The sequence below is a fragment of the Clostridium sp. UBA5988 genome (assembly GCF_002435615.1).
Taxonomy (GTDB): domain Bacteria; phylum Bacillota; class Clostridia; order Clostridiales; family Clostridiaceae; genus Clostridium_J; species Clostridium_J sulfidigenes.
Window position 1 is genome coordinate 1 of record NZ_DJBA01000030.1, and the last position, 24,570, is coordinate 24,570.

Genomic DNA, 24,570 nt, shown 5'->3' on the forward strand with positions numbered 1-24,570 from the left:
CATTACTTGTAAAGTGGTGTTAATATATTTATAATATTTTAATTATATAAGGTTTTATTTTATATCTTAAAAAGTAAAGTATGATAGATAATATTGTATTTTATAAATATATGAATAAAAGGGAGTTTTAAGGGGGAAAACAATGGTAAATCGAAAAGCTTTAAAAAGTAAATCAAAAGAACAATTAAGGGGGCAGTGGAAGATACCAGTCTTAATAACATTAATAATACTTGTAATTGAAGGAAGTATAAGTCTTGGTTCTGAGATTTTTAAAGATACTATAGGACCATCACTTCTGATAACAGTTATAAGCATAATAGTAAGCTTAAGTATAGCAATTATGAGTAATTCATTTTATCTTAAAATTTCTAGGGATAAGAAAGTTAAATTTTCTGATATACTTATCTCAGGTAAGACTTGGGGAAAAGGTATGGGTATACAGCTTTTAATAGTATTAATGTACATACCAATAATAATTATCATTGGTATAGTTGTAGGAATTATAGCAATTCATTATAGTAACCAGATAGTTATGGGTTCTTTATCAGGTAATTCTATTCCATCCTTTGAAGGCATGACAACAATGATTGTTCTGGTTACGTTAGTTTTATGTATACCAATAATTATTTTGGGTTTATATTTGTTTCCAGCAGTGATTTTAGTATGTGAAGATAATAGTAAGGGTGTAATTCAGTGTATAAAAGAAAGTTTTAAATTAATGAAAGGAAATGTATGGAGTTTATTTGTACTATACCTTAGCTTTTTAGGTTGGGTGATTTTATGTATTGTACCAGGTGTAGTTGTAGCTATAATTGCAGCTTTTTCATTTAATGAAATGCTCATTACTATATTACCGTTAATTATAGGGGTTACTTTTCTATGGTTAACCCCATATATGAATACAACATTTTTGAATTTCTTTAATGAAATATCTGGATATAATAATAAACCTATATATAATGAAATTGATCCATTAAATTAACAATATGTGTTATATATTTATATAAGTTGTCTATGAATGAGATTACTTATATATATAACTTAGTATTTAGCGTGAATTAAATTTTAACTAGGTTTATATATAAATGTTTATATTATAATTAAAGAAGATGTATATCAACTTAAATCCAAAGGAATTCTTTGGATTTTTATTATTAACTCTAACTGTAAGTAAATAAATTAAAGTCTAAATAAAAAAATGTTTCTAGACTTAAGATTGTATATAAATTCTATTGTTTGTTATGAATAAAGATGATAGATTTATAATAGATTACATTAAAGATAAAATATATTAATTAGCTATGTATTGGATAAATATAAATAAATGATAAGGTGATGAAATGAAGATAGTATGTTCAATAGGTCCTAATGTTAAGACCTTAAATGATTTAGATAAGTTTGTAAATGCAGGAATGAATTCTATGAGATTGAATTTTTCTCATATAGAAAATGATACAGCTAAAAAACAAATTAAGTATATGAAAGAGAATTATCCTGATATTTCTATTATTCAAGATTTGCAAGGCAATAAAATTAGAATATCTAATTTGTTTAATGGCCAATTAAGGGTTAACTTTGGAGAAACCGTATATTTTTGTAGTGAAGAATTTTTTAAAGAAAATCTTAGACATAGTGGAAGGAATACACTAATTCCAATTTCTTTTCAAGGACAATTTACATGGATTTCTAAATGTAAAAAAATCCTTATGAAGGATGGAACAATGGAATTTAATGTTGTAGGAAAGCTTAAGGATAAAGAGGCAATAAAGGCAGAAGTTGTTTTAGGTGGCATGGTTAGAGGCGAGAAGGGCTTAAATGCTCCGGGAATGGATAGATCAGGCATGACGTTAACCATGAAGGATAAGAAGGATATTGAGTTTGGACTATTAAATGGTGTGGATATAATATGTCTTTCCTATGTTACGAGAGAATCTGATATTTTAGAATTAAAGGAATATATAAAAAAAGTAAAGAAATATAATCCTCAAATTATTATGCCTAAAATTTGGGCAAAAATAGAGTGTAAAGAGGGAATTCTTAATTTTGATTCTATTTTAAAATCTGTTGATGGAATTATGCTAGGTAGGGGAGATTTATTCTCGGAATTGGATATAACGGAAATTCCTTTTGTACAGGATGAAATAATAGGAAGGATGAAATCTGAAAAAAAGGAGCTTATAATCGCAACTTATGTGTTAGATTCTATGAGGAGTGCTCGAAAACCTAAAATTCCTGAATTAGATGATTTATATAATTTTATAAAAAATAAGGTGGATGGAATTATGCTAGCTGGAGAAGTTGGGGTAGGTAAAAATCCTCTCCATGTTATAAGATTTACTAAAGAATTTATAGATAAATATAGTTATCTTAGTTAAGAAAAAAAATGAAGATGGATATAAAATTTATATCCATCTTCATTTTAGAATTAATTCACTATTTAATCTAGTTTAGTTATATTTTAGGCATGAATTATATATATTTACATGGGGTTCAATGATATAATTAAATATAGATAGTGTAAAAACTCTACACTAACCTAAGCATATAGGGGGGGATTATTATGAATAAAGATTTACAGAAGGAAAAGATACAAGAAATATATAATGAAATTACTAGATTAACAGAAGAATTATCAAAAATTCAATGTACTCATAATGAATGTGAAGAATGTCCTTTTAGAGAATTGACAACAACTGATTCTAATCAAACACTTGATTGTGGTGGATTTATTGATTTATTCATGTATAACTAATAAATCCTTATAATTATTTAAAATGTAGAATAAAAGCAATAGACTTAATTTTGTCTATTGCTTTTAAACATATATTAATGAAAATTTATATAAACTATTTTCCTAAGTCAAATATATCTAAATCTTTAACTTTCAATCCTCGTTTCATTACTGTTACCATCGCTCTTAAGGTATCGAGAGAAGTCATTAATGAAACTCCTGATTCTACAGCTGTTCTTCTAAGTTTAAAGCCATCGCGCTGAGAGTCATTTCCTCTAGTTGGTGTATTAACTATCATATTTATAGATTTATTTCTGATAGAATCTACTATATCGGGTTTTCCTTCACCAATTTTATTAACTATTTTTGCATCTATACCTTCGATTTGAAGCATTTTTGCAGTTCCTTCTGTGGCTACTATCTGACAGCCAAGTAAGTTCATTTCTTTAGCTAGTATTAAGAATTCATCTTTGTCACTATTATTTATGTTTGCAAGTAATTTGTCTCCAGACTTTAAAATTGGTCTTTTGGCAGCCAAGAAACCCTTCATCATAGCTTCATCAAAGGTATGTCCTACACCAAGTACTTCTCCAGTAGATCTCATTTCAGGTCCAAGACTTACTTCAACCTTTGGAAGCTTTTCAGTAGAGAATATAGGTACTTTTACAGTTACAAAATCTGGTTCAGCACATATTTGTTCCTTATATCCCATATCTTCTAGAGATTCTCCAAGCATGGCGCGAGTAGCTAATTCAACTATAGGAACATTAGTAACCTTACTTATATATGGAACTGTACGAGAAGCTCTAGGATTAACTTCTATGATAAAAATTTCTCCTTCAAACTCAATGAACTGAATATTTATCATGCCAAGAACTTTAAGTTCTAAAGCAATCTTCTTTGTATCTTCAAAGATAGTATTCTTAGATTTGTCAGATATATTTTGAGAAGGATATATGCTTATAGAATCTCCAGAGTGGACTCCGGCTTTTTCAAGATGTTCCATAATTCCTGGAATTAATATACTTTTACCATCACAGATAGCATCCACTTCAATCTCTCTACCAACTAAGTATCTATCAATCAAAACAGGATTTTTATGATCTCTTTTAAAAGAATTCTCCAAATACTTTTTAAGTTCCTTTTCTCTATAGGTGATTTCCATACCTTGACCTCCTAACACATAAGAAGGTCTAACAAGTACAGGATATCCAAGGTTCTCAGCACCAACAATTCCTTCATCAAGGTTCCATACTGCAATTCCTTTAGGTCTATTAATATCAAGATCTTCAAGCATAGCATCAAATCTTTCTCTATCTTCGGCCCTATCTATACCGTCAGCATCAGTACCTAAAATCTTAATTCCATTTTCTCTTAAAAACTTAGATAATTTTATAGCAGTTTGACCACCAAATTGAAGAATTACACCTTCAGGTTTTTCCTTGTTGATTATGTTGAGTACATCTTCTTCAGTTAGAGGTTCAAAGTAAAGTTTATCTGATATATCAAAGTCCGTTGATACAGTTTCCGGGTTGTTATTTACAATTATAGTTTCGATGCCTTTTTTCTTAAGAGCTCTAACAGCATGAACAGAGCAGTAATCAAACTCAATCCCTTGTCCGATTCTAATAGGACCTGAACCTATCACCATTACTTTTCTTTTATCAGATACAACTACTTCGTCAAATTCTTCATAGGTTGAATAGTAGTATGGTGATATGGCATCAAACTCTCCAGCGCAAGTATCTACCATCTTATAGGTTGGCATAATGTTATACAGCTTTCTAAGAGTATACAATTCTATAGGGCTAATATCCATTAAGTCTGCAATACCTTTGTCTGAAAAACCCTTTTTCTTTAATAGTTTTAGATAATCTTTGTTTAAATCTTCTAACTTAGCAGTTTTTAAGAATTCTTCTTGTTCTACTATCCATTTTATTTTATTTATAAAGAAGGTATTTATTCCTGTAACCTCTGATAACTTCTCCACTAGATATTTTCTTCTAAGCATTTCAGCTAGATCAAAGATTCTTTCATCATCTGGCACCATTACGCTACTCTTTAGCTGAGATAAAGTTTTTTCCTGAGATGGTTTATGATCTAACACATATTTTCCTATTTCTAAGGAGCGAATTCCTTTTAGGAAGGCAGCCTCAAAATTTGATCCTATAGCCATAATTTCCCCCGTTGCCATCATTTTGGTTCCTAAGGATTTATTGGCATTTTTAAATTTATCAAAAGGCCATTTTGGTATTTTTACAACTACATAATCAAGAGCTGGCTCAAAGGAAGCCATTGTTTTACCAGTAACGGAATTTACAATTTCATCTAGGGTATATCCAAGGCTGATTTTTGCAGCTACCTTAGCTATAGGATATCCTGTAGCCTTTGATGCAAGGGCAGAAGAACGAGAAACTCTAGGGTTTATTTCAATTACAGCATACTCAAAACTATTAGGATTTAAAGCAAACTGTACATTACAACCCCCAATAATTCCTACTTCGTCTATTATTTTTAATGCTGAAGTCCTAAGCATTTGATATTCTTTGTCAGAAAGGGTTTGAGACGGAGCAATAACTATGGAATCTCCTGTATGAACACCAACGGGATCTATGTTTTCCATATTGCATACTGTTATGCAATTCCCATGAGAATCACGCATAACTTCATATTCAACTTCCTTCCATCCTTTAATACTTTTTTCTAGAAGAACTTGTTTTACAGGGCTAAGATAAAGACCGTTTTCTAATATGGTAATTAATTCTTCTTCAGTATCTGCAATACCACCACCAGTACCACCAAGGGTGTAGGCAGGTCTTACAATTACAGGGTAACCAATCTTTTTTGCAAAGTTAACTCCAGAATCTACATCATTTACTATATCTGACTCAATAACAGGTTCGTTGATTTTTTCCATTAATGCCTTAAATAAATCTCTGTCTTCACCTTTTTTTATAGATTTTACAGAAGTTCCTATGATTTTAACTCCATACTTATCTAATATACCTTTTTCAGCAAGTTCTATAGTTAGATTTAAACCTGTTTGTCCACCCATACCTGATAAAATGCTGTCTGGTTTTTCTTTTACTATAATTTTCTCAATAAACTCAGTAGTTAATGGCTCTATATATATTTTATTTGCCACTTCCTTGTCAGTCATTATGGTTGCAGGGTTAGAGTTTATTAGTATGGTTTCTATCCCTTCTTCCATAAGTGCTCTACAAGCTTGAGTTCCAGAATAGTCGAATTCAGCTGATTGTCCTATTACAATTGGACCAGATCCTATTATTAATACCTTTTTTATATCATTTCTCTTACTCATTGATTATTCCTCCTACATGAAAGCTCACTGTCTTTCTTAATGTAATTTATTTTATTAAGCTTAAAAAACTATCAAATATAACATTATTTTCTTTAGGTCCTGGTGATGCTTCTGGATGATATTGTACACTTGCTACTGGCAATTTTTTATGCATCATACCTTCTAATGTGCCGTCATTTACACTGACATGAGTTATGTCCATATCAACAGGTAACTTAGAAACATAGTAGCCATGATTTTGACTAGTTATGTATACCTTACTTGATATAATATCTTTCACTGGGTGATTAGATCCTCTATGACCAAACTTTAGTTTACTAGTTTCTCCACCAAAGGCCCAAGCTAAAAGTTGATGTCCAAGGCAAATTCCGCAAGTAGGTTTTGAAGTTGCTAATTTTACTACTTCTTTAACTATATTATCTAATTTCATAGGGTCTCCAGGACCATTAGATAGAAATATTAAATCAGGGTTTAAAGAAAGAATTTCTTCAGCCTTTGAGGTAGCTGGAAACACAGTTAATCTACAATTTCTTTCTTTAAAACTTCTCAAGATATTTGATTTAACTCCAAAATCCATAACGGCAACATGTGGTCCACTGCCTGGTATTTCATATATTTCATCAGTAGATACTTTATACACAGCATCATCATTTTGGAATTTTTCCAACTTATCCTTTATATCTTCTAAGGATAAGTTTTTAGTTGTTATATAACCCTTCATTGATCCATGGTCTCTAAGAATTTTCGTAAGGGCCCTTGTATCAATACCTTCTAGTCCAAAAATCTTGTTTTCTATAAGATATCCATCTAACTCCATCTCACATCTGAAGTTTGAAGGATTATTAGATTTTTCTCTTACAATAAAACCCTTAACTTTTGGAGAAGAAGATTCTAAATCCTCTAAATTAATTCCATAATTTCCAATTAAGGGATAGGTCATAGTTACAATTTGACCATAATAAGATGGATCAGTAAGAGTTTCCTGATACCCAGTCATAGATGTATTAAATACTACTTCTCCAACGGTATCATCAATGTAACCAAAGGCTTTACCTTTGAATTCCATTCCGTTTTCTAATATAAGTTTTGCTTCAATATTTTTTGTTTTCAAGAAAAACCCTCCAATCAAAATAATTAATGTACAACAAAAAGGACAACAAACAAAGCAAATTATAAGCTGCTCTATTTATTATCCTATGGGTTTCTCTTTAAAATAATTATAATTCTAGCCATTATTCCTGTCTCCCTTCTTGGCCTCTCTGGACCAACTTAAAAGTAGATTTGTCCTTTTGATTTTATAAAAAACTTTTTAAAATGTCAATAATAAAATAAATATATTATTATAAAATATAATTTCTACTGAAATATTTAGCAAATATTTGCTGAATAAATCTAATAAAATTACTAACAATAAATTCAGGAGGTGATAACAAATGAGTAAAAACAATAATTTAAAAAACAATGGTTTAAAAAATAATAGTAATCTCCAAGGGTTAAATTCAAAGGCTATTGGTAATTATACTAAAGGCGCCGTAGAAAATTTTGAAAATAAAATTGTTAGTGAAACAAATTATTTAGAAAAAGTAAATAAAAATTTAGATAAATAAAAGTATTTATAAATAAGCTTAGGTAAATTTAATTTTATCTAAGCTTATTTTTGTTAATTTTTATTAAATTCCATTGCAAATATAAATTAATTATATATTATATTAATTATTAGAAGTTTTTAAGGAGTATATTATGAGTTGTTTAGGAAATATTATTTGGTTTATATTTGGAGGATTAGTTGCAGGGTTACAATGGTTTTTAACAGGTCTTTTATGGTGTATAACTATTGTGGGAATACCAGTTGGAATTCAGTGTTTTAAGTTAGCTAAACTACAATTTGCACCTTTCGGAAAAGAAGTTATTACAACAAATGATAGTAGTATGGGATTTTTTCTTAATATATTATGGGTAATATTTGGAGGTTTGCTCCTTGCAATAACCAATTTAATAAGTGCATTTTTACTGTCCATAACTATAATAGGTATACCTTTTGCTGCACAATCATTAAAAATGGCAAAATTATCCTTAGCACCATTTGGAAAAGATGTAATATAAAAATTGATTTAATAAGTTATATTTATGATTATTGTAGTATTAAAGTAATTATATAGGAGGAATTATGAGAGATATATCAGAATTAAAGGGGAAGATTTTTAGACACTTTAAAGGGGATTTATATTTACTTGAGGATTTTGTAATAAATTCAGAAACACAAGAAAAGATGGTGCTATATAGAGCATTATATGGGGAGTGTGGATTGTTTGTAAGACCATATAAGATGTTTATAGAAGAAGTACCTAAAAATAAGGTTAATCCAACAGGACAAAGGTATAGATTTCAAGAGATAATAGTAGAAAGTAAAAATATTTGAAGTAAAGAATAGTATAAAATATAAATCTATGTTATAATAGTAATCGTATGTTTTAAAGAAAAGTTCAAGAGGTTTTACCCAATGGGTAAGACTTTTTTAATGATAATTGGAGGTAACGTTATGATTAGTACTACAGGAGTTAGTTTAAGATACGGAGGACGTAAACTTTTTGAGGATGTTAATATTAAGTTCACAGAAGGTAATTGTTATGGATTAATAGGAGCAAATGGTGCAGGAAAGTCTACATTTCTTAAAATATTATCAGGAGATATAGAACCTAATACAGGCGAAGTTAATATAACACCAGGACAAAGATTAGCAGTTTTAAAGCAAGATCACTTTGCTTATGATGAAGAAGAAGTACTAAGAACTGTAATTATGGGTCATCCTAGATTAATTGAAATTATGAATGAAAAGGATGCTCTTTATGCTAAAGAAGATTTTAGTGATGAAGATGGTATAAGAGCTTCTGAGCTTGAAGGTGAGTTTGCAGATCTTAATGGTTGGGAAGCTGAAAGTGAAGCAGCTACATTACTTCAAGGACTTGGGATAACAGAAGATTTACATTACAAGTTAATGAAGGATTTAAATGGTTCAGAGAAGGTTAAAGTCTTACTTGCACAAGCTTTATTTGGTCATCCAGATATTCTTTTACTTGACGAGCCTACCAACCACTTAGATATTAAATCTATAGCTTGGCTTGAAAATTTCTTAATGGATTTTGAAGGAACTGTTATTGTGGTATCCCACGATAGACACTTCCTAAATAAAGTATGTACTAATATGGCTGATGTAGACTTTGGAAAAATTCAAATGTATGTAGGTAACTATGATTTCTGGTATGAATCAAGTCAATTAGCATTACAAATGTCTAAGGATCAGAATAAAAAGAAAGAAGAAAAAATTAAGGAACTTCAAAACTTTATAGCTCGTTTTAGTTCTAATGCATCAAAAGCTAAGCAAGCAACTAGTAGAAAGAAGCAATTAGATAAATTGACTCTTGATGATATTAAGCCATCTTCAAGAAGATATCCATTTGTAGGATTTAAAGCGGATAGAGAAGCTGGTAATGATTTGCTAGTTGTTGAGAATCTATGTAAGACTATTGATGGTGTTAAAGTTTTAGATAATGTAAGTTTTATGATATATAAGAATGATAAGGTAGCATTTTTAGGAGATGGTATTGCTAAAACCACTTTATTTAAAATATTGATGGGTGAAATGGAACCAGATAGTGGAAGCTATAAATGGGGGATAACTACATCTCAATCGTATTTCCCATCTGATAACTCAGAGTTCTTTGAGGGTTGCGATCAAAATCTTGTGGATTGGTTAAGACAATTTTCAGAAGAAAAGGCGGAAAGTTTTATAAGAGGATTCCTTGGAAGAATGTTATTCTCAGGAGAAGAAGCATTAAAGCAAGCATCTGTGCTATCTGGAGGGGAAAAAGTTCGTTGTATGCTATCAAAGATGATGTTAAGTGGAGCTAACGTATTAATCTTAGATGAGCCTACAAACCACCTAGATCTTGAATCCATAACAGCAGTTAATAATGGATTAATTAACTTTGCTGGAACTATATTATTTACATCTCATGACCATCAGTTTATTAATACTGTTGCAAATAGAATAATAGAAATTATTCCTGGTGGTGTAATTGATAAGAATATGACTTATGATGAGTATTTAGAATTAAAATAGAGCTTAGGTTGATATAAAAATTACTTTGGTATTATATAGGCATTGTATGAATAAATCAGCATTTAGTTTGTATAAATATTAATTTATTTAGTTGACATTTTACTATTATTTATTTATAATACAAATAATATAAAATTTAATATGGAAATTCTATGAAAAGGACAGTACTTTCTTTATTAATTCTTAAAGCGAGTGAAGGTTGGTGTGAGCTTCACAAGAATAAAAGAATCTTAACAAGTAATTGTAGAGAAATTTATTTATAATAAATTAGGAAGAGAACCTTGGAGAAACTGCCCCAAAGGGTTACTTAGTAGGGTTGGTCGTGAAAAGCGTTAAAATTATGAGTGGACTTTTAAAAAAAGTCAATTAGAGTGGTACCACGGGTATATAACCGTCTCTTTCCAATGGAAAGAGACGGTTTTTTTATATGCATTTTGAAATTTTAATAAATAAAAGAGTTAGAAATAAAAAGGAGGATTTATTATGGAGTATAAAAATATAATAGCAGAAAATTTATGTAAGCATATAGATATGGAAAAGGAAACAATAGAAAGACTTGTTGAAAACCCACCAAAACCAGAAATGGGGGACTTTGCATTCCCGTGTTTTCAGTTAGCAAAATCTATGAAAAAAGCACCAAATATGATAGCTCAAGATCTAAAAGGATTACTTGGTAATTTAGATGGATTTGAAAAAATAGAAGCTTTTGGTCCTTATATAAACTTTTTTGTAGCTAAAAATGATTTTATGAAAGAAATTATTGAAAAAGTATTAAATGAGAAAGAGAATTATGGAAGTACAAAAGAAGGAGAAGGCAAAAATGTAATTGTTGAATATTGTTCAGCTAATATTGCAAAGCCATTTCACGTAGGACATTTATATACTACTATGATTGGTAACTCTCTTTATAAAATATTTAATTCTCAAGGATATAATGCTATAGGGATAAACCACTTAGGAGACTGGGGAACACAATTTGGTAAACTTATATATGCATATAATCATTGGGGTGATGAGAAAGCTTTAGAGGAAGAACCAATTAAAGAAATGTTAAGGGTTTATGTAAAATTTCATGATGAAGCAGAAAAAAATCCTGCTCTTGATGATGAAGGGAGAAAGCATTTTAAACTTCTAGAGGATGGCAATGAAGAAGAAGTTAAGCTTTGGACTAAATTTAAAGACTTAAGTTTAAAGGAATTTGATAAGTTATTTGAAATGTTAAATGTTAAATTTGATTCTTTTGCTGGTGAAAGCTTCTATCAAGATAAAATGGACGCTGTTATTGATGAAATAGAATCTAAAGGTTTATTAACGGAAAGTAATGGTGCTAAGGTTGTTATGTTAGAGGAGCTTAATATTCCACCTTGTATAATAAAGAAGGCAGATGGAGCTACAATATATGCAACTCGTGACTTAGCAGCTATGTTCTATAGAAAGAAAACTTATAATTTCTATAAGAATATATATGTAGTTGCAAAGGATCAATCCCTTCACTTTAAACAAGTATTTAGTACAGTTAAAAAGATGGGCTATGCTTGGGCTGATGATTGTATACATGTACCATTTGGTTTAGTTCGTTTCCCAGATAAGAAGCTATCTACAAGAAAAGGTGATGTAGTATTCCTTGAGGATTTGTTAAACGAAGCTGTAGTTAAAACAGAGGAAATAATAAATGAGAAAAATCCTACATTAGAAAATAAAAAAGAAGTAGCTAAAAAGGTAGGAATTGGAGCTGTTGTATTTGCTTATCTTAAAAATTCAAGGGAGAGAGACATAATCTTTGATTGGGATGAAATGCTTAGTTTTGAAGGAGAAACTGGACCATATGTTCAATATACTTATGCTAGAGGAAAGAGTATTTTAAGAAAATTAGGAGAAGGTACTGGAGAAGTTGATTATGGTAAGCTTATTTCAGAGGAAGAGTTTGAACTAGTTAAAACTTTATCTGGGTTTAATAATTCTATTAAGCAGGCTTTGGATAAACTACAACCAAGTATAGTTACAAGATTTACTATAGATGTAGCTAAGGCTTTTAATAAGTTCTATAATTCTATAAATATATCTAATTCGGAGGACGAAGTAACAAAGAATACCAGATTAGCTTTAGTTAAGGCTACTCTTCAAGTAATAGAAAATGGATTACATCTTATAGGTCTTGAAACGGTAGATGAAATGTAATAAAAGATTAATATAAAGAAAATTAATATAAAGAAAATCCCTTGGATTATAAATTGTCCAAGGGATTTTCTTTATTTATTGTGTTATTTATCATCTTCATGTTTTTCTATTGAATTAACATAATTAGGACATTTAGAGGTACAACTACCACAATTACATCCTTTAGATTTTTTCTTTAAATTTTTAAAAAGAATAAAGATGGCTAATACAACAATAATTATAGTTATAAGTATTTCCATAATATTATCACCTCTTTAAAATATCAGTGAAGCTATGTGATATATTCCAAATGAAAAAATCCATGCCACAATAAATTGATATACAACTGAGAATACAGCAAGTTTTCCACTAAATTCTTTCTTAAAAGTAGCTATAACAGAAACGCATGGGGTGTATAACAAAGTAAATACTAAGAAAGAAATACCACTGGCTATTGTAAATGTTGTAGCTATGCTATTAGCTAAATCACCAGTATAAAGTACTCCTAAAGTTCCGATAACTACTTCTTTAGCCATGAGCCCAGTTAAAAGTGCCACAGCGTTTTCCCATGTACCAAAGCCTAATGGAGCAAAAATTGGAGATATGAAGTTACCTATAGATGCAAGGAAACTTTCGTTAATTTCAGACATTCCACTCATATTAAAGTTTGATAAGAACCATACTAGAACAGATATAGAGAATATTAAAGTTCCAGCTTTTTTTAAAAATCCTTTACCTTTTTCCCAAGTATGAAGTATTAAACTTTTAAACTCAGGAAGTTTGTATTCAGGTAATTCTATGATAAAGGGTTCTTCGTCTTTTTTAAATAAAGTATTTTTAAATATAAACGCCATTATAAAGGCTACTATAAGTCCTAAGAAATATAATCCGAAAATGACTAATGATTCATAACCTGCAAAGAGTGCACCAGCAAATAGGGCATATACAGGTAATCTTGCATTACAAGACATAAAAGGAATAATCAGAGCTGTTAACTTTCTATCTTTTTCACTTTCTAAAGTTCTTGCAGACATTATTCCTGGTACTGAACATCCAAAGCCCATTATTAAAGGTATAAATGCCTTTCCTGAAAGTCCTAATTTTCTCATTAACTTGTCCATAATAAATGCTGTTCTAGCCATATAACCGCTATCTTCAAGGAAGCTAATTCCTACAAATAGAGTTAATATAATTGGAAGAAACACAATTACTGAACCAACACCACCAATGATACCATCAATTATTAATGATTTAAACCAAGGGGATGTATTAGCTAGAGGTATTTCTATTAAAGATACAAAGTCTTCATTGACTAGTTTATCAGCTAATTCTTGCAGTGGCCCACCAACCCAATCAAAGGTAAATTTAAATATAATAAACATAATTCCTAAAAATATAGGGTAAGCCAAAAACTTATTAAGCACAATAGAATCTAATTTTTCAGTAATAGTATTAATGTTTGTTTTTTTTCCTTCTACACATCTGTTCAGAATGTTTTCTATATATCCATAGGTTTCTTTTTCGTTCATTTTATTAAACTCATGTTTAGAATTAATAGTTTTATTTATAGAGTCAAAGGAAGAGTTATTAATAAGAAAATCTTTAACCTCTTTTACACCTTCACCTTTAGAAGCAGATATAGCCATAATATTCACACCTAATTCTTTAGATAAATCGGAATAATTTATGTGAATTCCATTACTTTCTGCTACATCTATCATATTTACCACTAATAAAATAGGCTTATTAAATTCGGTTAATTGAGAGGTTAAGTAAAGGTTTCTCTCAAGATTAGAACCGTCTATTATATTTATGATTAAATCTACTTCATCAGTATATAAAAAGTTTTTAGACACTTTTTCTTCATTAGAAAAGGTATCCATTGCATATATACCTGGTAGGTCAACAATTTTTATATCCTTTGACAAATATCCTTCTTTTTTATCTACAGTTACACCTGCCCAGTTACCTACATATTGGTTAGAACCTGTTAGTGCATTAAATAAAGTTGTTTTTCCTACATTAGGATTACCAATAAGGGCAATAGTTTTCATATTACACTGCCTCCTTAATAAAAATTAATTCAGCATCTTTTTTTCTGATTGCAAGGTCTGTCCCTCTTAAGTTTACAATAATTGGATCTCCTAAAGGAGCGGTTTTCTTAACTAAAACCTCTGTTCCTTCAACAAATCCTAAAGCTAATAATCTTTTAGCTAATCTATCATCACATGCAAGTTCTTTAATTAAACCTTTATCACCAGGTTTTAAATTAAAAACATTCATGAATATCACTCCTTTATGAAAATAATTATCAATATCTATGGTATCATTATATTCTAAATGATAACCAATGTCAACTTAAAATATGTATTAATAAAATGCATAAAACGGATGTATAATATAGATAAAAGGGATTTATTTATGGTATAATATAATTATATATTTTTATAGTACATATAATTATATATAGGTTTATTTGAAGTACAATACCTATTAAAGAAATGAGTGGTAAGGTGATAGTTAAAGAAAGTACTATAGACATTGAAAAAGATAAATTTAAACAAAGTCTAAATATTAGCGGAGATAATGAACTTTATAAAAAATCAGTTTTCTTTGACTTAGAACATTATGTTTATAAGAAACCTATATGCATAGGGGTCTTTGGAGCAGGATATTATGACGAAGAAAATAATAAGTTGGTAATTACTCAGTATATGATTGAAAATAAGCATGAACTTGAGAAAATTCTTGCCTTGGCTAAAGAGTATTTTGAAAATATGAGAAATACTTTAAAAAAAGAATATGTTGTTACTTTTTCAGGGAATAATGATTATCTAGTAATTGATTATCTGTTTAAAAAATATAAGTTAAATTATACTGTAGAAGAATATTTTAAGAGTATAGATTTGCAAAAAAAATATGAACAAGTTAAACAGAAGTCAATAGGCCTTAAAGCACTAGAGAGTGAATGTGACATTGTTAGGGAAAGTGAAGTCATAAGTGGCTCAACATTAGCTAAAACCTTTGGTAAGATAATGAAAGATGATATGTATTTTTCAAGAATGCCAATGGAAAAGAAAGAGAAAATTCTTTTGTATAATATGCAGGATGTAGTTAGTTTATTTCATATATATACTCAATGGAATAAGTATATTAGACCAGAGTAATTAAAAACTATCTCATAGAAGAATATAAATTTGTATTTTTCTATGAGATAGTTTTATATATATTGTATTTGGTATTCACAAATTTAGAATGTGGGAAATAATAGTTGAATTGTATAGAATGAATTAATATATTAAACATGATACTACATAAATTCATAATAACATACAAAATACATATAATTCTAAAAATTTAGGGGGTATTATGGAAATATTAAGAAAAGGGAAAGGCGCTACTATAGGCAATGATAAATGTGACTTAGTACTTAAAAATGGAAAATTTATTAATGTATTTACGGAAGAAATAGAAGAGGGAGATATAGGAATTATTGATGATACAATTATAGGAATAGGTTCATATGAAGGGATTAAGGAAATAGATTGTAGTTTTAAAGTTATATGTCCAGGGTTTATGGATGGACACATTCATGTGGAATCTTCCATGACAACTCCAGAATCTTATGGAAATGTAGCTTTAGCCAATGGGGTTACTACAGTAGTAGCTGATCCGCACGAAATTGCCAATGTACTTGGAATTGATGGAATATCTTTCATGCTAGATAGTGCACAAAGAAGTCCTTTGGATATATATTTTATGATGCCTTCCTGTGTACCAGCAGTATCATTCGAAGAGAACGGTGCTATTTTAAGTGCAGAAGATTTATCTAAGTTTATTGATAAACCAGAAGTAATAGGGCTTGGTGAGGTAATGGATATACCTTCTGTAATAGAGCAAGCACCGTCCATGATGAATAAGTTGAATGTATTTAGAGATAAAATTATAGATGGGCATGCACCTCAAATTTCTTATAAACATCTTAATCAATACATTTTATCAGGTGTAAGAACTGACCACGAATGTTCTTCAAAAGAAGAGGCTTTAGAAAAAGTAAAATTAGGTATGTATATTCTTATAAGGGAAGGTTCTGCTGCTAAAAATTTAAAGGATTTGATTTCTGCAGTTAATAATAAGAATTTTCGAAGGTTTTTATTTTGTACTGATGATAGACATCTAGAGGATTTAGTGGAAGAGGGATCTATAAATAATGCTATTAAACTCAGTATACAAAGTGGTATTGATCCTATAAAGGCATATATAATGGGGAGTTATAATGGGTACACATGTTATGGTATAAAAGATAAAGGAGCTATAGCACCAGGATATAAGGCTGATCTGGTTATTTTAAATGATTTAAATGAGGTAGATATTTATAAAGTAATTAAGTCAGGTCGAGAAATAGATGACTATAATAAATTATCTTACATTGTTAAAAGTGAAAACACTATGAATATAGAAAAGCTGAAAGAAGAGGACTTTAGAATACTATCTAATGGAAACAAAGTAAATGTAATTGGTGTAACTCCAGGATCTCTTGAAACTAAGTTGTTAGTGAAATCTAGTAAAACTATAGATGGATATTTAGATATGAGTGAATATGAAGATGTTTTAAAAATAGGAGTTTTCGAAAGACATAAAAATACAAATCATTATTCCTTAGGATATTTATCGGGATTAGGTGTTAAAAATTGTGCTATAGCTCAAAGTATAGCACACGATTCTCATAATATTATAGTTATAGGAGATAATGATAAGGATATGTGTAAGGCGGTAAATAAGCTAATTGACATAGGTGGAGGAATTACTATAGTCAGTGAAGGTGTACTAATTGATAGTCTATCCTTAGAAATAGGAGGATTGATGACTAATTCACCTATAGATTATGTATATAATAAGTTAAAAAATTTAAATAGATTAGTAAAGAACTACGGATTAAAACCTGATATGGATGCGTTTATAACCTTATCTTTCATGAGTCTACCTGTTATTCCAAAGGTGAAGCTTACAAGTAAAGGATTATTTTCCTATGATTTATTTAAATTTATTGAACTTTCTTTTAATTAATTACAACACAATATTACAAGTTATATAATATTAATAATACTTTTTGTATAATTTAAAAATGAACAACATTAGTTAAGGAGATTGTAATCTTGAAGAACTTAAACTCTATATATAAATTTAGGAAATATATCGGTATGAGGAATATAAAAACTGCTCTAGCCGCAGTAATAAGTGTAATTGTAGCTGAATTGTTTCAGCTTCAATCACCATTCTTTGTGGTTACAGGTGCCTTGATTTCTATGGAAACCACAGTGAAGAAGGGAATTAATGCTGGAATTGCAAGGGTGCTTGGTACTATAATAGGAGGGTTAATAGGCATTATAACTGTTCTAATAGATCCAGGTAACATATTTCTACTCTTTTTAGGAATGGTACTTTTGATTACATTACTTAATATATTAAAATGGCAAGACTCTATATCTATGGCTTGTGTTGTATTTTGTGTAATTATGATTACTATGACTAGTGAAAATATAGTTCTATACGCTTTTCAAAGAACCGTTGATACTATTGTTGGAATTGTAATATCGATAATAATTAATTACATTATATCTCCACCCTCAGATTCTAAATTTGCTAAGGGTAAATCGGATCATGAGTATGATGAAGATATAGAAAATTTTATTATGAAAGTTCCTGAAAAAATAGATATAAAAGAGTAAAAATAGTAAAAACTACTGATATATTTATCAATTAATCAGTAGTTTTTATTTTCTAAAATTTTATTAATTAAATGTTATAGATTAAATACATACCTATAAATGAAGTAATAATGAGTAAAACTTCCAAGTAGAACAAAAATATGAAATATTTCATGTGCACCAAAAGTTCTATGTTTTCCTTTTCTTTCTAAGCAATATATAATTCCACCTATGGTATATAATACTCCTCCTAATACTAATATTGAAAGTCCTATACTAGATACGACTTTTGAAAGAGGATTAAAAATGAATATAGCCATCCATCCCATAGCAATATAAATAGTAGAAGACAACCAAGAAGGACAATTAATCCAATACAATTTAAAAAGAATTCCAATTATAGCTACAGTCCATATTATAGCCAGCATATAGTACCTAATTGGTGTCTCTAATAAAACTAAGCATATAGGAGTATAAGTTCCAGCAATTAATACAAATATCATAGCATGATCAATCTTTCTAAGGATATTAATCATGGAATCTTTAGCTACGGTAAGATGATATACACTGCTAGCTGTATACAGTAGAATTAAACTTATTCCAAATATAACAGTTGATATTAAAGTATATATGTTGTAATTGTTACTATGAAATTGGGCAAATAATAGGAAACATAAACCAAGTAAAGAAATTATAGCTCCTACCATATGAGAAAATCCACTAAAGGGTTCTCTAAATTTTGAATTAGTCATAATATACCTCCTAAGATTTATTAGACCATATAGTTTTTAATACTATGTAGTACTATATGTGTATTATATCATATTGATTATATAAATACATATAATAATTATTAAAAATGTGTTAATTATAATTAATAATTAGGTTTAAGTTGCTATAAAAGAATTTTAATATGTATATTTATATATAATATTATTTACTACTATTAATAATAATATTATAATAAAAGAAAACATACATAAGAGGTGGTTATGTGAACTTTAATATAGAAAATTTACAAGAACTTTTATTTAATATGAATTTAGATGATAGGATTAATATTAATAAAATACCAGATATTGATTTATATATGGATCAGGTAATTCAATTATTTGAAAATAATTTGGAGCATATAAAAAGAAACCCTACGGACAAGATTTTAACCAAGACTATGATAAATAATTACTCTAAAGACAAATTGCTTTTTCAAAATAAAAATAAAAAATATTCTAAAGATCATATTCTCTTGATGATTTTAATTTATGATTTAAAGCAAATTTTATCTATAGGTGATATAAAAAAATTATTTACCCCTATGGTAAAAATATTATCAGAAGAAAAATCAAATTTTGATTTAAGTAATATATATAATGAATATCTTTCACTAAAGAAAAGTCAAATTGATAAAGAAAAAGAATTCTTAACTTCAATTGTCAATGATACAACTAATTTATGTGAAAAAGAAACTATTAAAAATTATGAGGATTATAAAAAAATATTATTGATTATATTAACACTTTTAAATTCAGCTTCCTTAAATAAAAGAATTGCCGAAAAGATGATAGATAATTATTTTAATGAATAAATTGAAAATAAAATGACTGCCTTCATAGACAGTCATTTTATTTTTTGGTGTAAATTTATAATTAATGTTTATATTATAAACTATATGAAATAATTTATTAAATATATTATTTAAAAAGTATTGACAAAAAAAAGAAATGAGAATAGTATAAACATATGAACAAGTATTCATATGAAAGGGGTATGTAATATATGTATAAAGAAGAGGTTTGTATGCAAGTTTGCATACATGATGAAATTATTGAAAAATTAAAAGATAAAACTTTAAATGATACTACAGTAGAGGAACTTTCAAATTTATTTAAGTCTATGGCAGATCCTACTAGAGTTAAAATATTAAATATTTTGTTAAATACAGAAGCTTGTGTTTGCGACATAGCAGCTTTAACTAATATGACACAATCTGCAATATCTCATCAATTAAGAGTACTAAAGCTAGCTAGGATTGTAAAATCAAGAAAAGATGGAAAAGTTGTATATTATTCTTTAGATGATGATCATGTTAAAGATATTTTCTATAAAGGACTTAGCCACGTTAATGAATAAACTAGTTATAGGGGGAGTAAAATAATGGGACAAACAAAAAGGCTTTATGAAATTCAAGGATTGCATTGCGCAAATTGTGCTTTGAAAATCGAACGTGAACTAAATCAATTATCTTACGTACAAAGTGCTGTAGTCAACTCTGTGACATCAAAAGCTATTTTAGAGGTTGATGAGAACACTAATAGAGAAATAATATTTGATGATGTGGAAAGCATATCTACTAGAATTGAACATGGAGTTAGAGTTAAAGAAATTGAAAAAAATATTATAAGTAAAAAGAATGTAAAGGTTCAGGGAAATGTAAAAAGTATTAATTCTAGTTCAAAGGATAATAAAGTTAAGGAAGAAAAGGTTACCTACAGGGATTTTCATAGTGATGATCATGTTCATAATCATAACCATGATCATGGAGAAGGGTTTAAAAAGAAACAAATAATAAAATTTATTATAGGAATTTCTTTGGCAGTTGCTGGAGTATTAACTAAGGATATGATAAGTTTATTTTTATTTATAGCTTCTTATCTAGTAATTGGTGGAGATATTTTGCTTATTGCCGGCAAAAATATAATAAAAGGTCAAGTTTTTGATGAGAACTTCTTAATGAGTATAGCTACAATTGGTGCATTTTTAATTGGTGAATATCCAGAAGCTATTGGAGTAATGCTATTTTATCAAATAGGAGAGTTTTTTCAACAATTGGCAGTTAATAAATCTAGAAATTCTATATCAGAGTTAATGGATATTCGTCCAGACCATGCAAATTTAAAATTAAGTAACGGGGATATATCTTCTGTCTCTCCAGAAGAGGTAGGCATTGGTGATATAATAGTTGTTAAGCCAGGTGAAAAAATTCCTTTAGATGGAGTTGTAGTAAGGGGAGACTCTCAAATAGATACTTCTGCTTTAACAGGAGAATCTGTTCCAAGAGTAGTTAAGGAAAGAGCTGAAGTTTTAGCTGGATCAATAAATAAAACTTCTCTTATTGAAGTTAAAATAACTAAGGAATTTAGTGAATCTACAGTATCAAAGATTCTTGAATTAGTAGAAAATGCTTCAAATAAAAAAGCACCAACAGAAAAGTTTATAACAAAGTTTGCTAGATACTATACTCCTATTGTGGTTATATTAGCTATTCTACTAGCTTTCTTACCACCGTTAGCTATGGGTGAAGATTTATATACCTGGTTATATAGAGGACTATCATTTTTAGTTGTATCTTGTCCTTGTGCCCTTGTGATATCAATACCTTTAAGCTTCTTTGGTGGGATTGGTGGAGCATCTAGAAGTGGGGTGCTTGTCAAAGGAGGAAACTATCTTGAGGCATTGAGCAAAGCAGAAGTGGTAATTTTTGATAAAACAGGTACATTAACAGAAGGAAGCTTTGAAGTTACAAAAATTACTCCTTATGGATTCATTACTGAGGACATGTTAATGGAATATGCGGCATATGCTGAAATATATTCTAATCATCCTATTGCAAAATCTATTGTAGAATCCTATAAAAAAATTAGTACGAAGGCTATTATTGATAAAAGTAGAATAAAGAGTTATGAAGAAATTCCAGGTAAAGGTGTAAAAATATACTTTGGTGATAGATATATATATGCAGGAAATTATAAACTTATGGAAGAACTTGAAATTAAGTATGTAAAATCAAATGAAGTAGGTACTATTATATATGTTGCAGTAAATAATAATTTTGTAGGAAGTTTAGTGATTTCTGATAGAATAAAAAATACTTCACCTATGGCTATTGCAAAGTTAAAAGAACTAGGGATTAAGAAAACTGTTATGCTTACTGGAGATAATAAAACAATTGCTGATTATGTTGCAAAGGTTATTTCCATTGATGAGGTTAGAGCCGAATTAATGCCATATGAAAAAGTAAGTGAAGTAGAAAAAATATATAATGGTCTTTCTAAGAAGGGAAGATTAGTATTTGTTGGAGATGGAATAAATGATGCTCCCGTATTAGCTAGAGCAGATATAGGGATAGCAATGGGGGGAATAGGCTCAGATGCAGCTATAGAAGCTTCTGATGTTGTTATTATGACTGACGATCCTGAAAAAATATCTACATCTATAAAAATAGCTAGGAAGACACAAAAAATTGTAGTTCAAAATATTGTATTTTCCTTATTGATAAAAGCTATAGTCTTAGTATTAACAGCTCTAGGGATTACTAATATGTGGATGGCGGTATTTGCAGATGTAGGAGTTACAATAATAGCTGTATTAAATGCTATGAGAGCTATGAAGATGGAAGAATAAATAAAAGTTTAACTTAAGAATACTAAAATGCAGAATTAAAATATATTAAAACCCTTTAATGTTTTTAGCATTAAAGGGTTTTTTAAACTTAAGTGATAATTATTAACTTATTTTTGACATGGTTTTAAATTCGCTAAACTCATCACTATTATCTACCTCAAATAATTTCTTATAACAATATGATATTATATCTCCTCTTTTTATAATTCCAATGAATATATTTGAGTCATCAACTACTGGAACGAAATTTTGTGATTTAGCAACAAGTATTAAACTTTCAATATCAGAATTAATTGATACGGGTTTATCTTTAAAATGTCTTGGTATATCCTTTATTAAAACATTTTCTGTATCCTTTAAGCTTAATTCGGAAGAATTTTTTAATTTCCAAAGAAGATCACCTTCTGTTAAAGTACCTACATATTTTCCTTTATCATCCACTAAAGGTATAGAAGTATATCTATGATATTCCATTCTCTCCATTGCTCTTCGCATAGTAGAACTAACCTTTTCAAAAATTACTTCGCTTTTAGGAGTTAGAAAAAAGGCAATGTTCATATTTTATCATCCTCCAATAAATCAATATTCAATAAGTAAACTAAAAAGCTATACTTTAATTATAACATAGTTTTCAGACTAATAGAGAGTAAAGTTTTTAATAATTTAAGAACATGTAATGCTATCAGTTGATTCTAAAATTTATTAAACACAAAAACATATGAGCAATAAACTCTTTAGGAAATGTAATTGCTAAAGTGTTTCTAAAGGCTATTGTGGATTTAGATGTATCTAGAAGATTGCAATTTTTTAAAATTAAATAATCTTTTAATGAAAGTTCCTTACTGTTTATATTTTCTTTGCATATCTTTACTTTTTGTAAAATTTTATTTAAAAGTTCATTATAACTATATATAATACATCTTTCGATTTCTAAAATTTCTGCAGTAATTTCCATAGCCATGATAATATTAACACGACTTTTTGTTATTATGCCTGAGAAGTTTTCAATTTTTTTTATAGCTCTTAATAGTTTTAAATGATTGAATATGGAATTATTAAAACTTAAGGAATCCATTATAAGTTTAAACTCAATGGCATTAATATTTACTAATAATCCCTTAGGGAGCTCATCTTTGAAAAAATAATAGTTTTGTCCTGTTAATTGATTAAAAGTTTTTAATGTATCTAAATATCCTATACTTAAATTTCTTTTAATCCTTTCACTATCAAAACTAATAATTGGGCCAAGATTTTCACTGCATTTTATTTCTATTATAGGTATATCATTTATATTATTAATTTTTTGACTGAACCCTGGGCCATCTATATCTACTTGGATTATAGCAGAACAGGGGCTATTTAAAAGCATGCTGGTTGGAATGTTATTATACATACCGCCATCAACAAAAGTGACACCATCAATAACCATGTGCTTTAGACCAGGTAGAGAGCAACTTGCCATTATATAGTCAATAATTTTTCCGTAAGGAATATCAGTCTTAAATATTTCTATAGGTTTTAGGGGATACATAGTAAGGGTAACAATACCAAAATCTATAGGTGAATTCCTTATTATATCTTCATTTAAATAGCGTTGTAGTAATCTTTTTAAAGGTGTATGATCTAACCCTCTATTAGATATAATATTTTTCATGAATTTAGGAAGGTTTTTAAATGATAGATTTTCATCTATAGAAAAATTATCATCAATATTGAAGCAAGTTGAAAAATCTATTGATAGCCATAATTCTTCTAAATCATTATAATTATTGCTACATATAAAAGCACTATTAATAGCCCCAATAGAAGTTCCAACTACCGAAGATATATCTATATTTAATTCTATCAAAGCTTTCCACACTCCAACTTCATAAGCGCCCCTAGAACCACCACCACCTAATACTAATCCATAACTATTCAAGCGTTATAACACCCCTTTGGTAAGTAAAATTAACTTAAATATAATTCTACTTAATATTATATTATACTAATTGAGTTAAATTTGATAATTATTACAATGATTATATTATATATACTAATAATTACTATTTATACGTTGAACTTTTATGTAAAAAACTATATAATTAGTATATACTAACAATAGAATTATAGTATAGTAAACTATTTTAAA

Annotated in this window: 22 protein-coding genes and 1 other annotated feature; of the genes, 14 read left to right on the forward strand and 8 right to left on the reverse strand. The window is 28.7% G+C overall.

What is annotated here, in order from left to right; all coding sequences use genetic code 11:
- Window positions 1–142: 142 nt before the first annotated feature.
- From B3J31_RS07690 to B3J31_RS07700, 3 genes are all read left to right on the forward strand, one after another.
- The gene (locus B3J31_RS07690; RefSeq protein WP_150844225.1) at window positions 143–982 is read left to right on the forward strand and encodes a DUF975 family protein; all 840 of its coding nucleotides are present in this window, start codon (window positions 143–145) and stop codon (window positions 980–982) included.
- Between the two features lie 358 nt (window positions 983–1,340).
- Window positions 1,341–2,375, forward strand: coding sequence for a pyruvate kinase (locus B3J31_RS07695; RefSeq protein ID WP_346868486.1), 1,035 nt, complete (start codon window positions 1,341–1,343; stop codon window positions 2,373–2,375).
- Between the two features lie 185 nt (window positions 2,376–2,560).
- Window positions 2,561–2,752, forward strand: coding sequence for a hypothetical protein (locus tag B3J31_RS07700; RefSeq protein ID WP_150844223.1), 192 nt, complete (start codon window positions 2,561–2,563; stop codon window positions 2,750–2,752).
- 94 nt (window positions 2,753–2,846) lie between these two features.
- Here the strand turns inward: B3J31_RS07700 and carB are convergent, their stop codons facing one another.
- Window positions 2,847–6,053, reverse strand: a complete 3,207-nt coding sequence (gene carB / locus B3J31_RS07705) for a carbamoyl-phosphate synthase large subunit (RefSeq protein WP_346868487.1) — start codon at window positions 6,051–6,053, stop codon at window positions 2,847–2,849.
- 46 nt (window positions 6,054–6,099) lie between these two features.
- The gene (locus tag B3J31_RS07710; RefSeq protein WP_346868492.1) at window positions 6,100–7,149 is read right to left on the reverse strand and encodes a carbamoyl phosphate synthase small subunit; all 1,050 of its coding nucleotides are present in this window, start codon (window positions 7,147–7,149) and stop codon (window positions 6,100–6,102) included.
- 337 nt (window positions 7,150–7,486) lie between these two features.
- Between B3J31_RS07710 and B3J31_RS07715 the strand changes: the two genes are divergently transcribed.
- The 5 genes from B3J31_RS07715 (at window position 7,487) to argS (ending at window position 12,351) form a co-directional block, all read left to right on the forward strand.
- A complete protein-coding gene (locus B3J31_RS07715) occupies window positions 7,487–7,660 on the forward strand; it encodes a hypothetical protein (RefSeq protein ID WP_346868493.1) in 174 nt (57 codons plus the stop codon).
- A 133-nt stretch (window positions 7,661–7,793) separates the two neighbouring features.
- Window positions 7,794–8,156: a YccF domain-containing protein gene (locus tag B3J31_RS07720; protein ID WP_346868488.1), complete on the forward strand. Its 363-nt coding sequence runs from the start codon at window positions 7,794–7,796 to the stop codon at window positions 8,154–8,156.
- 64 nt (window positions 8,157–8,220) lie between these two features.
- Window positions 8,221–8,472 (forward strand): DUF1653 domain-containing protein, encoded by a 252-nt coding sequence (locus tag B3J31_RS07725; RefSeq protein WP_035132998.1) that lies wholly within the window; start codon window positions 8,221–8,223, stop codon window positions 8,470–8,472.
- Window positions 8,473–8,592: 120 nt separating this feature from the next.
- Complete coding sequence (locus B3J31_RS07730) at window positions 8,593–10,173, forward strand: ATP-binding cassette domain-containing protein (protein WP_150841746.1); 1,581 nt, start codon at window positions 8,593–8,595, stop codon at window positions 10,171–10,173.
- A gap of 143 nt (window positions 10,174–10,316) precedes the next feature.
- Window positions 10,317–10,575 (forward strand) — a binding site (T-box leader).
- An 81-nt stretch (window positions 10,576–10,656) separates the two neighbouring features.
- Window positions 10,657–12,351 carry an arginine--tRNA ligase gene (argS, locus tag B3J31_RS07735; RefSeq protein ID WP_346868489.1) on the forward strand — a complete coding sequence of 565 codons (1,695 nt, stop codon included), beginning with the start codon at window positions 10,657–10,659 and terminating at the stop codon, window positions 12,349–12,351.
- An 83-nt stretch (window positions 12,352–12,434) separates the two neighbouring features.
- Here argS and B3J31_RS07740 read toward each other — a convergent pair whose 3' ends face one another.
- The 3 genes from B3J31_RS07740 to B3J31_RS07750 are packed head-to-tail and all read right to left on the reverse strand — an operon-like array spanning window position 12,435 to window position 14,613.
- The gene (locus B3J31_RS07740) at window positions 12,435–12,590 is read right to left on the reverse strand and encodes a FeoB-associated Cys-rich membrane protein (protein WP_150845568.1); all 156 of its coding nucleotides are present in this window, start codon (window positions 12,588–12,590) and stop codon (window positions 12,435–12,437) included.
- Window positions 12,591–12,605: 15 nt separating this feature from the next.
- A complete protein-coding gene (feoB, locus tag B3J31_RS07745) occupies window positions 12,606–14,384 on the reverse strand; it encodes a ferrous iron transport protein B (protein WP_150845567.1) in 1,779 nt (592 codons plus the stop codon).
- A gap of 1 nt (window position 14,385) precedes the next feature.
- Entirely contained in the window at window positions 14,386–14,613 is a 228-nt protein-coding gene (locus B3J31_RS07750; protein ID WP_150845566.1) for a FeoA domain-containing protein, read from the reverse strand.
- A 218-nt stretch (window positions 14,614–14,831) separates the two neighbouring features.
- On the opposite strand from B3J31_RS07750, the gene B3J31_RS07755 reads away from it, so the two are divergent.
- The 3 genes from B3J31_RS07755 to B3J31_RS07765 all read left to right on the forward strand — a co-directional run bounded on the left by B3J31_RS07755 (window position 14,832) and on the right by B3J31_RS07765 (window position 18,059).
- Window positions 14,832–15,497, forward strand: coding sequence for a ribonuclease H-like domain-containing protein (locus B3J31_RS07755; RefSeq protein WP_150845565.1), 666 nt, complete (start codon window positions 14,832–14,834; stop codon window positions 15,495–15,497).
- A 202-nt stretch (window positions 15,498–15,699) separates the two neighbouring features.
- On the forward strand, window positions 15,700–17,397 hold the full coding sequence (ade, locus tag B3J31_RS07760) for an adenine deaminase (RefSeq protein WP_346868490.1): 1,698 nt from the start codon (window positions 15,700–15,702) through the stop codon (window positions 17,395–17,397).
- An 89-nt stretch (window positions 17,398–17,486) separates the two neighbouring features.
- Window positions 17,487–18,059 (forward strand): FUSC family protein, encoded by a 573-nt coding sequence (locus tag B3J31_RS07765; RefSeq protein ID WP_346868491.1) that lies wholly within the window; start codon window positions 17,487–17,489, stop codon window positions 18,057–18,059.
- Window positions 18,060–18,133: 74 nt separating this feature from the next.
- Here the strand turns inward: B3J31_RS07765 and trhA are convergent, their stop codons facing one another.
- Window positions 18,134–18,790, reverse strand: a complete 657-nt coding sequence (trhA, locus tag B3J31_RS07770; protein WP_150845562.1) for a PAQR family membrane homeostasis protein TrhA — start codon at window positions 18,788–18,790, stop codon at window positions 18,134–18,136.
- A gap of 242 nt (window positions 18,791–19,032) precedes the next feature.
- Here trhA and B3J31_RS07775 point away from each other — a divergent pair, with 242 nt between their 5' ends.
- From B3J31_RS07775 to B3J31_RS07785, 3 genes are all read left to right on the forward strand, one after another.
- Window positions 19,033–19,623 carry a DUF1836 domain-containing protein gene (locus B3J31_RS07775; RefSeq protein WP_150845561.1) on the forward strand — a complete coding sequence of 197 codons (591 nt, stop codon included), beginning with the start codon at window positions 19,033–19,035 and terminating at the stop codon, window positions 19,621–19,623.
- Between the two features lie 191 nt (window positions 19,624–19,814).
- Window positions 19,815–20,168, forward strand: a complete 354-nt coding sequence (locus B3J31_RS07780) for a metalloregulator ArsR/SmtB family transcription factor (RefSeq protein WP_150845560.1) — start codon at window positions 19,815–19,817, stop codon at window positions 20,166–20,168.
- A 24-nt stretch (window positions 20,169–20,192) separates the two neighbouring features.
- Complete coding sequence (locus B3J31_RS07785) at window positions 20,193–22,439, forward strand: heavy metal translocating P-type ATPase (protein WP_150845559.1); 2,247 nt, start codon at window positions 20,193–20,195, stop codon at window positions 22,437–22,439.
- A gap of 102 nt (window positions 22,440–22,541) precedes the next feature.
- On the opposite strand, the gene B3J31_RS07790 is transcribed toward B3J31_RS07785, so the two are convergent.
- Together B3J31_RS07790 and B3J31_RS07795 are read right to left on the reverse strand one after the other, a co-directional pair.
- Window positions 22,542–22,997: a CBS domain-containing protein gene (locus B3J31_RS07790; protein WP_035135753.1), complete on the reverse strand. Its 456-nt coding sequence runs from the start codon at window positions 22,995–22,997 to the stop codon at window positions 22,542–22,544.
- A 124-nt stretch (window positions 22,998–23,121) separates the two neighbouring features.
- Window positions 23,122–24,360, reverse strand: coding sequence for a patatin-like phospholipase family protein (locus B3J31_RS07795; RefSeq protein ID WP_150845557.1), 1,239 nt, complete (start codon window positions 24,358–24,360; stop codon window positions 23,122–23,124).
- Window positions 24,361–24,570 lie beyond the last annotated feature (210 nt).